The organism is Sulfitobacter sp. (genome assembly GCF_041552635.1).
Taxonomy (GTDB): domain Bacteria; phylum Pseudomonadota; class Alphaproteobacteria; order Rhodobacterales; family Rhodobacteraceae; genus Sulfitobacter.
The window spans coordinates 1-14039 of the sequence record NZ_JBFEKM010000016.1; the positions used below are offsets into that span (position 1 = coordinate 1).

A 14039-nucleotide genomic window follows, 5' to 3' on the forward strand; every position below is an offset into this window, starting at 1 on the left:
AATCTCGTCCATCAAGGACGCATTGACAGACACGACATGTTCAACCGGCACGACAACCCGCGTTGCAGTCTTGAACTTTTCGATCTTGAAGTCGGGGCTGACCAAAGTCGGGTCGCCTTCAACCCGCACGGACATGCCGTAACGGCCTTCGATATGGGCTATATGTTCGCGCTTTTGGTTCATCAAGAAGTTGGCGATGCCGACGGGGGCTGTGATCAACACCTCGCGCGACCGCTTGCGTGTGCCTTCTTCTTCGATCTCGCGCAGGATCGACAGGGCAAGGTTGTCATCCGACCGGATCAGGCCGGTCCCGTGGCAGACATGACAAGGTTGGGTCGTTGCCTCGATCATGCCTGGGCGCAGACGCTGGCGAGACATTTCCATCAGACCGAAGCCGGAAATACGGCCTACCTGAATGCGCGCACGGTCGGTTTTCAGCTTGTCCTTCATCATCTTTTCGACGGCGGCGTTATTGCGACGCTCGTCCATGTCGATGAAGTCGATGACGATCAAACCAGCAAGGTCGCGCAGGCGCAACTGGCGGGCAACTTCGGCAGCAGCCTCAAGGTTTGTCTTTGTGGCGGTCTGTTCAATCGACCCTTCCTTGGTGGCGCGTCCCGAGTTGACGTCGATCGCCACCAGCGCTTCGGTCACGCCGATCACGATATAGCCGCCCGACGGCAGTTGAACCGTGGGGTTGAACATGCCCGACAGATACGATTCCACCTGATAGCGTGCGAACAGCGGCATGGTTTCGGTGTAAAGCTTCACGTTTTTCGCATGGGACGGCATGATCATCTTCATGAAGTCCTTGGCGATCCGGTAGCCGCGCTCGCCTTCGACAAACACTTCGTCGATCTCGCGGTTATAGAGGTCACGGATCGACCGTTTGATCAAATCGCCCTCTTCATAGATCTTGGCAGGCGCAATGGATTTCAACGTCAGTTCGCGGATCTGTTCCCACAGGCGTTGCAGATATTCATAGTCGCGCTTGATCTCGGCTTTGGTGCGCTGCGCGCCGGCGGTGCGCACGATCAGGCCGGCACCCTTAGGCACTTTGATCTCGTTTGCAATTTCCTTAAGCTTCTTGCGGTCTGCGGCGTTGGTGATCTTGCGGCTGATGCCACCGCCACGCGCGGTGTTGGGCATCAGGACGCAATAGCGACCGGCCAGCGACAGATAGGTGGTCAGGGCAGCGCCCTTGTTGCCACGTTCTTCCTTTACGACCTGAATCAGCAGAATCTGCCGGACTTTGACGACTTCTTGAATCTTGTAACGCTTGGGCCGTGGTTTGCGGGCCGGGCGCAGGTCGTCGTGGTCATCATCATCGGCAACGGATTCGATGCTGTCATCCTTGGACGATGCATCCTGCGCCTTTGACGCGTCATCATCGTCGTCATTATCGTCCGCATCGCTGGCGCTTACGTCCTCATCGGGTTCCTCGACGGGGGTTTCTGCGACCCGCTCCATCGGAGAGGACCCTTCTTCATCATCATCCAGATCAACGGTTTCCATACCCTCGATCTGGTCACTATCGGCGTCCTTGCTGACAGTGGCATCATCGCTGACCGTGTCTTCGGCCTTGGGCTTGCCACGGCTGCGTGACCGCGTACGGCGCTTGGGCTTTTCGTCTTCGTCTTCTTTGGCGGCCTGCGCTTCTGCATAGGCACGTTCTTCCTCCATCAGCGCGATACGGTCGGCCACGGGGATTTGATAGTAATCGGGGTGAATTTCCGAGAACGCCAGAAAACCATGGCGGTTTCCACCATAATCCACAAAGGCCGCTTGCAACGAAGGCTCTACCCGCGTGACTTTCGCGAGGTAGATGTTGCCAGCTAGCTGGCGTTTGTTCTCTGATTCAAAGTCAAATTCCTCGACCTTGTTTCCGTCAACCACAACAACGCGAGTTTCCTCAGCGTGGGTGGCATCAATAAGCATTTTCTTAGGCATAAATCCATTTTGCACAGCTGCGCACGCAAAAGCCCCGGTGGGGCCGCGCGTGACAGGGTATGTCTTGTCAGGGCGATGGGTGACGCGGCTAAGACGGGCTTCGATAAGAATGGGCCCAAAAGGCCACCTGTCTGTCTGCTCTTGGCGTCTGCACGCGTCATCGCGGTTCTTCTCCGATGGTGCAGGCCCGTTACCAAACCTGCCACATCCATTAATTACTGCATCTGAACAAGGCCTTGGCCCGTTCCATCCGTCAGCGGTTCATTGGCCTTTTTTAAGGGCCTCAATCGGTCTGCCTGGACACCGACATGCGGGTTACCGAAGGCAGCGAAACTGTCTAGGGGCACCTGCGCGATCATTTGAAAACGCAAGCCCTTCCCCCAATTAAAGGCAGATGTGGACAAATGACAATGGTCAATCGCGCAACATCGCCAAAGGTTCAAAGGACAAAGGCCCTATATGCCGGAACAAGGTGCCAATACTTGACATCACGCCCTTGTGTGGGAAACAGTCAACTGGTGGGGCCGGTGGCCCAGATTAACTGGCCATTTCACTTGGCGACATCTCGAAAACAAGGAACTTACGATGCATTTTTCCCTGCGCTTGGCGCTTTGTCTGCCCATCATGGCACTTGCCGCTTGCGAAGACATGAGCATCGCAAATGACCCCGTAGCGCGGGCCGAAGCCGCATCGCAAAGAAGCTGCCTTCGCGCAGTGGCCAAGCATACCGGCGTATCAGGCGGCACGATCAACACAACATTGCCCATCGTCGAAACCAACCAGTATATCGTCGATCTGCCCGGTGCACCTTCCTGGACCTGCTACACCGATGAAACCGGTGCCGCAAAAGAATTGATCCTGACGCGGGTCGGCTAAAGAAGGGCGACTGACGGGGGCCAGCAATCGGTGCGACCGCCCTGTCCCAGCTCTGGCCCGCATTTGGTTAAAAGCGGGCTAGGTTATTGAAGCGTTACAGGTAATCCGATCGCTGCAACGCGTATTTCGCCATTTTTTCATTCAGCGTCCGGCGTGGCAGGCACAACTCGTCCATCACGCTGGCGATTGATCCTTTGTGGCGGCGCATCGTGTTGTCGATCAGCATCCGCTCGAACGCTTCGACATATTCTTTCAGCGGTTTGCCATCGGTGGTCATGACAGGCTGCATTTCCTCGTGATCCGACATCAGCAAAGACGCGATCGACCCCGATCCGCGCCGCGATTGCAGCACCGCACGTTCGGCCACGTTTATCAGCTGGCGCACGTTGCCCGGCCATGGCGCTTGCAACAATTGTGCGGCTTCTTGGGCCGATACCTTGGGTGCTTCGCAGCCATATTCGTCGGCGAATTCATCGCTGAGCCTTGTAAACAACGTCAGGATATCTTCGCCACGTTGGCGCAGCGGCGGAACAGTGATGCGCAAGGCGGCCAAGCGGTAAAATAAATCCGACCGCAACGCATCTTCGGAGGTGCGCCCTGCTTCTTGGAGGTTGGAAATCGCGACGATGCGGGTTTCCGCAGGCGTGCCTTGTTCGTTGATCACGCTTAACAGCCGCGCTTGCAAGGTTTCGCTGAGCGCTTCGATGCCTTCCAGCACAAGGGTGCCGCCACGCGCTTCTTCAATTGCTGGCAATTGCGCGTCTTCGGGCATCATCGGGCCAAAAAGCCGCTTGCCAAGCGCGTCTTCCTCAAGCGCGGCACAGCTGACCAGCACGAATTTTTTGCCTGCGCGCGACCCGACCGCATGCAGCGCATGGGCCACCAGCGTCTTGCCTGTGCCGGTTTCGCCGTCGATCAAAACGTGACCATCAGCTTGGCCGAGATCAAGAATATCCTCGCGTAGACGTTCCATCACGGGCGAGCCGCCGATCAGCTTTTTCATCAACTGCCCGCCGTCTGACAACTCGCGGCGCAGCGCGCGGTTGTCCATCACCAAACGGCGCGCTGTCGTGGCTTTTTTTGCCAATTCGCTCATCCGGTCGGGGTTGAAGGGTTTTTCGAGGAAATCAAAGGCCCCGACGCGCATCGCCTCGACGGCCATGGGCACATCGCCGTGTCCCGTGATCATGATCACCGGCAGGGCACTGTCGCTGCCCATCAGTTTCTTGAGGAATTGCATCCCGTCCATGCCCGGCATCTTGATGTCGGAAATCACTATGCCCGGATAATCCGGCCCCAGTTTTTTCAACGCATCTTCTGCACTTGGAAAAGTTTCAGTGTCATAGCCTGACAGGGCCAGCCATTGGCTGATCGACTGCCGCATGTCCTGCTCATCGTCCACAATCGCGATTTTCATTGCCTGCGCCATCGTTTACTCCGCCGCCTGTGTGTTGTCTGCGCTGTCCAGAATGGGCAGCTGCATTTCAAAAACCGCGCCGCCGTTCTGGCCGTTGCGCGCTGTCAGCCTGCCCCCCAGTTCGGTCACAATGCCGGACGAGATCGCAAGCCCCAACCCGACACCATCGCCGGGCTGCTTGGTTGTATAAAACGGCTCGAACAGCGCATCGAGATCTTCGATGCCCGGACCATTATCGCGTACGGTCAATGTCGCCGTTTCCCCCGCTGAAAGGATAATTTCAACCTTGGGGTTCCGTTCTGATTTGGTAGCGTCCAACGCATTGCGCAAGAGGTTGACCAAGACTTGTTCCACCCGCATCCGGTCGCCCATGACCCGCACGGGCGTGTCAGGCAGGATGCTGGTGATTTGCACCTGACGTTGCCGCAACTGGGGTTCCATCATCGACAGCGACGACGCCAACGCATCACCCATATCGAACGGAGAGAAGGTTTCCTGTCCCTTGCGCGCATAGCTTTTCAGCTGCCGCGTTATCGCGCCCATGCGTTCAATCAGATCGTCGATGCGCCCGAAAGACGACAGGGCTTCGTCCAGACGGTTGCGCCGCATCAGCAAACGCGCGCCTGCAAGATAAGTTTTCATCGCAGCCAGCGGTTGGTTCAGCTCGTGACTGACGGCGGCTGACATCTCGCCCAAGGCGGCCAGCTTGCTGGATTGCTCAAGCGTTTGTTCGGCCACGGCAAGGGTCTGCTGCACCCGTTTGCGCTCTGCGATCTCGCGTTGAAGCGCGACGTTCAGCGCCCGCAGTTCGGCGGATTCACGCTGGAACAGCGCCGCCCTGCCCGCGGTGCGTCGGCTCAGCGCATAAAAGGTCAGGGCCAGCAGAATGGCAAAGCCCATCACCTCGAGCGCCAGAACACCGTTTACCTTTTCGCGCACCGACGCATAGGTCGTGTAGCTGGTGATCCGCCAGCCACGAAACGGTATCCGCGAGGTCAGCCGCATCACGGCCTCGCCCTGCAAATAGGCGTCAGGTGGCAGGGCCGTCCAATCGGCTGTCGCCTTGATGGCACGCTCGATGGCGCTTTGCGGAGTCTGGTTTGACAGGGCTTCCGTCTCGGTCAAACCTCGCCAGCGCGGCTCTGTCGCCATGATGATGTCGCCGGTGCTGTCTGTCACGATGACAGCGTCGGAAATTCCGGCCCAAGCCCGTTCAAAACGCTGCAAATCAACCTCGGCGGCGATAACACCAAGGGTTGCCCCGCCTTCCTGGATACGGCGGGAATAAAAGAACCGATAGCCGCCGGTTTGCCGTGGAATAACGCTAAACACTGTCGCATTCGCCCGGACGGCATCGATGAAATAGGGCTCGAGCCGGTGCGAAGACCCCAGCCGGTTGCGATCCGTTGCAGCAACCGTGCGTCCGTCAATGTCATATAACATCAAGGACGCGGCCCCGATTTCCTCGACAAAAGAAATCAACCGCTGGGTAGAGAGCGAATAATCTGACCGCGTCAACGCTTCGATCAGGGCCGGGTCACGAGCCAAAAGCTGTGGCACAATCGCGTTCTGGCGCAGTTCGGCTAGCAGGTTGCCACTGTACAGCGCAATTCTCAGCTCGGCACGGTTGCGCGTGCTGTCTGTAAACCGGTCTGTCAGCAGTTTGTTGGTGATGGATATCGTACCGATCGCAATGATCAGCAAGATGCCCACTGCCAGCCGGACGCGCCAGCTGACAGATAATGGCGTTTCAGGTGAAGGCGCAGATCGGTACATGGGCCCAATCTACGCAACCTCACGGGCGCACTCAAGTCACGCCGTGACCAGTTCCCCTGCCAATGCGCGGAAGAGCGCCACTCCGTCGGTGCCCCCATGCCCGGCATCGGCCGCGCGTTCCGGGTGGGGCATCATGCCAAGCACGCGGCGATTGGCCGACAGAATGCCCGCAATGTCCGCCTGCGCGCCATTCGGATTGTCGGTATAGGTAAACGCCACACGGTCTTCGCCCTGCAAACGCGCAATCGTATCTGCATCGGCATAGTAATTGCCGTCGTGGTGGGCGATCGGGATATTGATCACGGAGTCGGCGTGATAGCCCGAAGTGAACGCGCTGTCCGACGTCGCAACCCGCAGGCCGACCGTCTTGCAGATATACTTGAGGCCTGCATTGCGCAAAAGCGCGCCGGGCAACAAACCCGTTTCAGTCAACACCTGAAAGCCGTTGCAAATGCCCATCACATAACCGCCGCGCTGCGCATGGGCAGCGACTTCGCCGCAGATCGGAGAGTTCGCGGCAATAGCACCGCAGCGCAGATAATCACCGTAGGAAAAACCGCCCGGAATGCCGACAATATCAACACCTTCGGGCAGCGCCGTGTCCTTGTGCCAAACCATCGACACCTTGGCCCCAGCCGCCTCGAATGCTACCGCCAGATCACGGTCACAGTTAGAGCCGGGAAAAACAATGACGGCTGCATGCATCAGACCATCTCCACGCTGTAGGATTCAATTACCGTATTGGCGAGCAGCTTTTCGCACATCGCCTCTACATCCGCTTGGGTCACATCGTCGGCCAGATCCAGTTCAATCACCTTGCCCTGGCGCACGCCCTTAACCCCGTCAAAGCCCATCGCCCCAAGCGCGTGGCGCACAGCCTCGCCTTGCGGGTCCAGAACACCTGTCTTCAACATCACATGCACCCGTGCTTTCATGGCGCGTCCCCCTGCTTCATTTTGCAAAATAAACTCATATCCAACGCCAGCCTAGTTGATCAACGTTGGTTTCATCATCGGTGTCGACGTCTTGGGCATCACGCCCAAACGCCGCGCGACCTCGGTATAGGCATCGGTCAGCGACCCCAGATCGCGCCGGAACACGTCCTTGTCCAGCTTTTGCCCAGTCTCGATATCCCACAAGCGGCAGCTGTCCGGGCTGATTTCGTCAGCGATAATCAGGCGCTGGAAATCACCGTCGTAAACCCGGCCCACTTCGATCCGGAAATCCACCAGCCGGATACCGACCGCCATCATCACACCCGACATGAAATCATTGACCCGCAGCGACAGGCTCAGGATGTCTTCCATGTCCTGCTGTCCGGCCCACCCAAAGGCAGCGATGTGTTCCTCGGTCACCAAAGGATCACCCAAGTCATTGTTCTTGAAGTGATATTCAACAATCGGGCGCGGCAGTTGAATGCCCTCTTCAATCCCCAAACGGGTGGCGAACGATCCAGCCGCGTAATTCCGCACAACGATCTCGAGCGGTATGATCTCGGCCTGACGGACCAATTGCTCGCGCATGTTCAGCCGTTTGATGAAATGCGTCGGCACACCGATATTGTTCAGACCAGTCATGAAAAACTCGGACAGACGGTTGTTCAACACGCCCTTGCCTTCGATGGTGGCGCGTTTTTCCGAATGAAAGGCAGTGGTATCGTCTTTGAAATATTGCACAATGGTGCCGGGTTCCGGACCTTCGTACAAGATTTTAGCCGTGCCTTCGTAGATTTTGGTGCGACGGGCCATGCACATCCCTTCCAGACTTTAGACCTGCGGAAAAACCCAAACAGCCCTTTTGATGTGTCACATAGTCCAAGCGACCCCATCGCGCAAGCGCGTGCCCCTTGCTGTCAGGCCCGCGGCCCACCATATTTGCCATACGCAGTGTTATTTTAAGGGAGATCCAGAATGAGCACCTTCAACGATCGCGAAAAAGCTTTTGAAAACAAATTCGCCCACGATTCGGAAATGCAGTTCAAGGCCGAAGCACGCCGCAACAAACTTTTGGGCCTATGGGCCGCCGAATATCTTGGCAAAACAGGTGATGACGCGGCGGCTTATGCCGTTGAAGTCGTGAAATCCGATTTTGAAGAAGCTGGCGACGAAGATGTTTATCGCAAAGTGTCGGGCGATCTGGGTGACCGCGTCGAAGAATCCGTGATCCGCGCCAAAATGGTCGAATTGATGGCCGAGGCCAAAACCCAGTTGATGAAAGACGTCGATTAGGCCCTACTGAACCAGCCCCCGCCATTCGGAAAAACGCGCCTTTGACTTAAATCGAAGGCGCGTTTTTTAACGCCTTAACATTCTGGAATGATTTCAGTGGCTATGGTCGTTTCCGGGTTGGTCGGGAATTAAAATGATTAAAAGCTTTATGTTTAAGCACAGGTTGCGTGCCGTTCAGTTGGGCGCATCGCTGGCGATCGGGGGGGCGTGTTTGTGGATGATCCTCGCGCAGCTTGCGCCGGGATTTTGGGACGACGTGTCTGTTGAATTGCGCGGCTTGCATCCAATGTCGTTTGTAATGGCCACCGTATGTACCTGTGTCAGCTTTCTGGCCTTGGGTCGCTATGATGCCACCGCGCACCGGCATTTCCGCACTGGTATTTCGTCACGGCAGGCCAATATTTCCGGCACAGCGGCTATTGCCTTGGCCCAGACCTTGGGGTTGGGTGTTCTGACCGGTGCGGTCGCGCGTTGGCGCATGCTGCCCGGTATTAGCATGGGCATGGCGTTGCGCTTGTCCGGCTTTATCTGCCTTAGCTTTATGGCCGCCTTGCTGGTCGTGACTGCCCTTGCCTGTCTTGTGCTGCCCGCGCCAAGCTTTACCTTCTGGCCGGCGCTTGCTGTTATCCTTGCTCTGCCCTTGGCAGTTGCGGCGGCCTTTTTCTATCCCACTGTCACGGTTGGCCGCATTCGCATGAAGGTGCCAAGCCTTGCGGCGCTCTGTTCGATCCTGTTCTGGACAGCGATAGATACGATGGCGGCTGCGACTGCGCTTTATCTTCTGATACCGGGGGATGCCATTGCATTTACCACCCTGTTGCCGCTGTTCCTGATGGCCTTGGGCGCGGCCCTTTTGACGGGAACGCCGGGCGGCGTTGGTCCGTTCGAACTTGTACTGTTCGGCTTTGCACCCGAAGTGGCCTCGGTTCAGTTGCTCAGCGGGATCATCGCGTTTCGCGCGATTTATTATGCGGCACCGGCGTTGATCGCCATGGTTGCCATGATGCGCCCACTGACCAAATCGGACCTCTCTGCCCCCGTCTCTTTGCTAAAGCTGAACGACGCTTCACGTGCCGAAGTCGGCATCATCCGGCAAAATGGCGGGTATCTGTTGCAAAGTGCCGAGACCGATTGCGCCGTTTGGCCGACAGGTCAGACGCTTTGTGCCTTGTTTGATCCGCTGACCCGACCAAACAACGATTTCATCAAAACAGTCCAGAACGAAGCCCGGCTTAAGAACCTTATTCCCGTTCTCTACAAATGCAGCGCCAACACCGCCCTGTTGGCCCGATCCGCTGCGTGGTTTGTTTCTCATATCGCGGATGAGGCTGTTTTGAAGCCCGTCGGCTTTGACATCACAGCCGCGCCGTTTCGCACCTTGCGCCGCAAGCTGCGTGCGGCACAAAAGTCAGGTGTGATCATCAAACAGGCCACCACACTTCCCTTGGCGCAGATGGCGCAGATTGATGCAGCATGGCAGCAGGCAAATGGTCGCGCGCGCGGCGGTACGATGGGGGTGTTTTGCGCAGATTATCTGGCCCATCAGCAGGTTTTTCTTGCCTATCGCGGCAACACGCTGATTGCCTTCGCCAGCTTTCACTCCGGCACACATGAATGGTGCCTTGATCTGATGCGCCAACGATCCGATGTCCCCGACGGCACGATGCACAGCCTCATCCACCATGCCATAGTCTGTGCCGGACAACGGGCCATCCCGCGGCTCAGTCTTGCTGCGACCCCAGCCTGCCCTGACCCGTCTTCGGCGGTGATGGTGAAGCTGGCCCAATATGTGGTGCGTCAAAGCGGCGGTGCAGGCTTGCGCCAGTTCAAATCCAATTTTCGCCCGCGCTGGAAGTCATTGTATGCCGCAGCCCCGAACCGCGCAGTTTTGGCCGTCGGGCTGGCTGACATCACGCGCGCCGTGCACCGCCCCGATGCCCCGCTTGTTGTCGCTCAACCTCATCACCATGATGAAAATTATGAGGTTGCCTCACGTTTGGCATCGTGAGAAGACACGCAATCACATCTCTAGCGGAGCGTTTTCATGTCCAATCCTCTTACTGATCTTCTTGCTGAAAAAGGCACGCTGCTGGCGGATGGTGCCACGGGTACAAACCTGTTCAATATGGGTTTGATGTCCGGCGACGCCCCCGAGATGTGGAATACGGATGAACCGCAGAACATCATAAAATTGTACAAAGGCGCAGTTGATTCAGGCAGTGATATTTTTCTGACGAATTCCTTTGGGGCCAACGCATCGCGGCTGAAACTGCACGGCGCAGAAAAGCGCGCCCATGAGTTGAGCCGCGTTTCCGCCGAACTGGCCCGCGAAGTGGCCGACAAGGCTGGTCGCAAGGTCATTGTCGCCGGATCGGTCGGCCCCACGGGCGAGATTATGGAGCCTGTCGGCCCCCTGACCCACGCGCTGGCTGTTGAGATGTTTCACGAAACCGCAGACGGGTTGAAAGCGGGGGGCGCTGACGTGGGTTGGCTCGAAACCATCAGCGCGCCCGAAGAATACCGCGCCGCCGCAGAAGGGTTCAAACTTGCGGGCCTTGATTGGGTCGGAACGATGAGCTTTGACACCGCAGGTCGCACGATGATGGGCATGACCTCGGAAGCGATGGTCGATATGGTGCACGCCTTGGACAACATGCCCCTTGCCTATGGTGCCAACTGCGGCACAGGTGCGTCAGATGTATTGCGCACCGTTCTGGGCTTTGCCGCAAAAGGCAAATCGACGCCGATCGTGTCAAAGGGCAACGCGGGCATCCCCAAATATGTCGAAGGCCACATTCACTATGATGGCACCCCGGAATTGATGGCGGATTACGCTGAAATGGCGCGTAATTGTGGTGCTTCGATCATCGGCGGTTGCTGCGGCACCATGCCAGAACACCTGGTGCACATGCGCGAGGCCCTTGATAGCCGCCCCAAAGGTGATGCGCCGACATTGGAACAGATCGTCGAAGCGCTTGGTGCGTTTTCGTCGGCCAGCGATGGCACAGATGGCGAAGGTCCGGTACGTGGTCCTCGCCGTGGCCGTCGCGGCGCGAAATCCAGCTAAAACAGATCCAATTGTGCGCTCGCCCGTTTGGGCGGGCGAAACAAATCGCAGCGCATAGGTGGTGACAGGGTCGATAGCCCAAGCCGCTTTACCGCCAGATCAAAGCGCTGCGCGATAATGTCCGCGTATGGCCCGCTGCCGCGCATCCGCGTATGCCAGTTCGCGTCATAAGTCTTGCCGCCATGCATTTCACGCAAACGTGTCATAATACGGTTGGCACGGTCCGGATAATGCCGCGCCAGCCAGTCCTGCATCAATTCCGACACCTCATAAGGCAAGCGCAGCATGATCCAGCTGGCCGACCGTGCGCCTGCGTCGCGTCCCGCTTCTAGGATCGCCTCAAGTTCGGGATCGGTCAGCGCAGGTATCATCGGAGAGGCCATCACCCGCACCGGGATGCCCGCTTCGGCCAGGCGCGTGATCATCTGTAAACGACGTTTCGGTGCGGGGGCGCGTGGCTCCATCAACCGACCAAGCTTGGCATCAAGGGTCGTGACAGAAATGCCAACCCGGACCAGCCCGCGTCCCGCCATATCCGAGAGGATATCAATGTCTCGCTCTATCAAGCTGCCTTTTGTGACGATGGCGACAGGATGATTAACCTCTGACAACACCTCGAGCAGTTGCCGGGTAATCTGGTGTTGTTTTTCAATTGGTTGATAAGGGTCCGTATTGGTGCCGATGGCGATGGGTGCCACCTGATAGCGTTTTGCCGCCAATTCACGCCGCAAAACCTCGGCCGCTTGCGGACGCGCGATCAACCGTGTCTCGAAATCCAGTCCGGGCGACATGCCAAGATACGCATGGCTAGGCCGCGCAAAACAGTAAACACAGCCATGTTCACAGCCACGGTATGGATTGATCGACCGATCAAAAGGCAAATCAGGCGAGCGGTTATAGCTGATTGCACTGCGCGCGACTTCCTCGCTTACTTGCGTGCGCATCACCGGCAAAGGCCCCTGATCTGGGTCCCACCCATCATCGACAGCATCGACCCTAAGCCGTTCGAACCGACCGGCGACATTGCCGGAAACACCACGTCCGGCCAGATTATATCTATGCTCTTCACGATCCATTCATAACTTTTGGAACAAATGAAGAACACGGTCAAGTATCAAAGAGCAAACCATTGTTTTACAGGTGCATCAGCGGTATCTCTAAACAAAGCGCTAGGTCGCACTTGATGCGGCCCGTGTCGCAAAAAGCACGATGCTTTATGTTTTTCCGTGACAAAAGGGCAAAAGCCCGCGCGGCAAATTAACCGATGAGGAACGACTATGTCGGATGAAGACGAAATTATCCTTGCTGATCTGGACGACGAAGAACTTGTTCAGCAAATGTTCGACGACCTTTATGACGGTATGCGCGACGAGATCGAAGAAGGCGTGAACATTCTGATCGCGCGTGGCTGGGTCCCTTATGACGTGCTGACCAAAGCGCTTGTCGGCGGCATGACCATCGTGGGCGCAGATTTCCGTGACGGCATCTTGTTCGTCCCCGAAGTTTTGCTTGCTGCCAACGCGATGAAGGGCGGCATGGCCATCCTCAAGCCATTGCTGGCTGAAACCGGTGCGCCGCGGGTTGGCAAGATGGTTATTGGTACCGTCAAGGGCGACATCCATGACATCGGCAAGAACCTTGTGTCGATGATGATGGAAGGTGCCGGCTTTGAGGTGGTTGATCTGGGAATCAACAACTCGGTCGAGAAATATCTTGAGGCGATGGAAACGGAAGGCCCCGATATTTTGGGAATGTCTGCCCTGCTGACCACGACCATGCCTTACATGAAGGTTGTGATCGACACGATGATCGAACAGGGTATCCGGGATGATTATATCGTTTTGGTCGGTGGTGCCCCGCTGAACGAGGAATTCGGCAAAGCCATCGGTGCAGACGCCTATTGCCGCGATGCCGCCGTAGCCGTGGAAACCGCCAAAGAGTGGGTCGGTCGCAAGCACAACAGCGCCAAGGCCTAAGTCTTTGATTTAAAGCACAAAGGCCTCTCCTGTACCGGAGGGGCCTTTGTCGTTTAAGGGACCCCATGCACAAGCTGTCAGATCAACAACTCACCGAAAAGGGCCTCCCGCTTGAGGCCAGCAAGGGCCGTATTTTGTTGATCGCCTGTGGTGCCTTGGCCCGTGAAATCCTTGACCTCAAGGCGGCCAATGGCTGGACCCATCTGGATTTGACCTGCCTGCCCGCCAATCTGCACCTTTACCCTGAAAAAATCACCGCTGCCGTGAGGGCTGCCGTGGCCAAGCATCGTGACAACTATGACGATATCTTTGTGGTCTATGCCGATTGTGGCACCGGAGGATTGCTGCAAACCGCCTGTGCAGAAATGGGCGTTCAGATGGTCGCAGGGCCCCATTGCTATAGCTTTTTCGAAGGCAATGCCCAGTTCGCGAAAACCTCGGAAACCGAGATCACAACCTTCTACCTGACTGATTTTCTGGTCCGCCAATTCGACGCCTTCATCATCAAACCGATGGGGCTGGACCGCCACCCGGAACTGCGCGACATGTATTTCGGAAACTATGAAAAGCTGGTCTACCAAGCACAAACTGACGATCCTGCCCTGACCGAAAAGGCCAAGACCTGTGCCGAAACCTTAGGCCTGACCTTCGAGCGGCGCTTTACCGGCTATGGCGATCTGAAGGTTGCGCTCGAAACGCTTTGATCTTCATTTTGCCAAATAAACTCATCTGGCGCAGCTCCTGCCGCA

The 14039-nt window shown here is 57.0% G+C and carries 13 protein-coding genes; 6 read left to right on the top strand and 7 right to left on the bottom strand.

Going from position 1 to position 14039, the window contains the following annotated elements:
- On the bottom strand, positions 1 to 1950 hold a 1950-nt coding region (locus ABYT07_RS03100), incomplete at its 3' end, for a ribonuclease E/G (RefSeq protein WP_372989380.1).
- A gap of 585 nt (positions 1951 to 2535) precedes the next feature.
- Between ABYT07_RS03100 and ABYT07_RS03105 the strand changes: the two genes are divergently transcribed.
- The gene (locus tag ABYT07_RS03105; protein WP_372989381.1) at positions 2536 to 2826 is read left to right on the top strand and encodes a hypothetical protein; all 291 of its coding nucleotides are present in this window, start codon (positions 2536 to 2538) and stop codon (positions 2824 to 2826) included.
- Between the two features lie 94 nt (positions 2827 to 2920).
- Here ABYT07_RS03105 and ABYT07_RS03110 read toward each other — a convergent pair whose 3' ends face one another.
- The 5 genes from ABYT07_RS03110 to purC are packed head-to-tail and all read right to left on the bottom strand — an operon-like array spanning position 2921 to position 7767.
- Positions 2921 to 4255, bottom strand: coding sequence for a sigma-54-dependent transcriptional regulator (locus ABYT07_RS03110; protein ID WP_372989382.1), 1335 nt, complete (start codon positions 4253 to 4255; stop codon positions 2921 to 2923).
- 3 nt (positions 4256 to 4258) lie between these two features.
- Complete coding sequence (locus ABYT07_RS03115) at positions 4259 to 6019, bottom strand: ATP-binding protein (RefSeq protein ID WP_372989383.1); 1761 nt, start codon at positions 6017 to 6019, stop codon at positions 4259 to 4261.
- A 36-nt stretch (positions 6020 to 6055) separates the two neighbouring features.
- The gene (purQ, locus tag ABYT07_RS03120) at positions 6056 to 6724 is read right to left on the bottom strand and encodes a phosphoribosylformylglycinamidine synthase subunit PurQ (protein WP_372989384.1); all 669 of its coding nucleotides are present in this window, start codon (positions 6722 to 6724) and stop codon (positions 6056 to 6058) included.
- A complete protein-coding gene (purS, locus tag ABYT07_RS03125) occupies positions 6724 to 6954 on the bottom strand; it encodes a phosphoribosylformylglycinamidine synthase subunit PurS (RefSeq protein WP_372989385.1) in 231 nt (76 codons plus the stop codon). The genes purQ and purS overlap by 1 nt, the downstream gene beginning before the upstream one ends.
- A 51-nt stretch (positions 6955 to 7005) precedes the next feature.
- Complete coding sequence (gene purC, locus ABYT07_RS03130) at positions 7006 to 7767, bottom strand: phosphoribosylaminoimidazolesuccinocarboxamide synthase (RefSeq protein WP_372989386.1); 762 nt, start codon at positions 7765 to 7767, stop codon at positions 7006 to 7008.
- A 162-nt stretch (positions 7768 to 7929) separates the two neighbouring features.
- Here purC and ABYT07_RS03135 point away from each other — a divergent pair, with 162 nt between their 5' ends.
- From ABYT07_RS03135 to bmt, 3 genes are all read left to right on the top strand, one after another.
- Positions 7930 to 8247 carry a DUF1476 domain-containing protein gene (locus ABYT07_RS03135; RefSeq protein WP_372989388.1) on the top strand — a complete coding sequence of 106 codons (318 nt, stop codon included), beginning with the start codon at positions 7930 to 7932 and terminating at the stop codon, positions 8245 to 8247.
- 133 nt (positions 8248 to 8380) lie between these two features.
- Positions 8381 to 10255 (top strand): phosphatidylglycerol lysyltransferase domain-containing protein, encoded by a 1875-nt coding sequence (locus tag ABYT07_RS03140; RefSeq protein WP_372989390.1) that lies wholly within the window; start codon positions 8381 to 8383, stop codon positions 10253 to 10255.
- A gap of 36 nt (positions 10256 to 10291) precedes the next feature.
- Entirely contained in the window at positions 10292 to 11314 is a 1023-nt protein-coding gene (gene bmt / locus ABYT07_RS03145; protein ID WP_372989391.1) for a betaine--homocysteine S-methyltransferase, read from the top strand.
- Here the strand turns inward: bmt and ABYT07_RS03150 are convergent.
- Positions 11311 to 12390 carry a PA0069 family radical SAM protein gene (locus ABYT07_RS03150; protein WP_372989393.1) on the bottom strand — a complete coding sequence of 360 codons (1080 nt, stop codon included), beginning with the start codon at positions 12388 to 12390 and terminating at the stop codon, positions 11311 to 11313. The genes bmt and ABYT07_RS03150 overlap by 4 nt on opposite strands.
- A gap of 201 nt (positions 12391 to 12591) precedes the next feature.
- Here ABYT07_RS03150 and ABYT07_RS03155 point away from each other — a divergent pair, with 201 nt between their 5' ends.
- Positions 12592 to 13290, top strand: a complete 699-nt coding sequence (locus tag ABYT07_RS03155) for a corrinoid protein (protein ID WP_372989395.1) — start codon at positions 12592 to 12594, stop codon at positions 13288 to 13290.
- A 65-nt stretch (positions 13291 to 13355) separates the two neighbouring features.
- Positions 13356 to 13994: a DUF1638 domain-containing protein gene (locus tag ABYT07_RS03160; RefSeq protein WP_372989396.1), complete on the top strand. Its 639-nt coding sequence runs from the start codon at positions 13356 to 13358 to the stop codon at positions 13992 to 13994.
- The last annotated feature ends 45 nt before the right edge of the window (positions 13995 to 14039 follow it).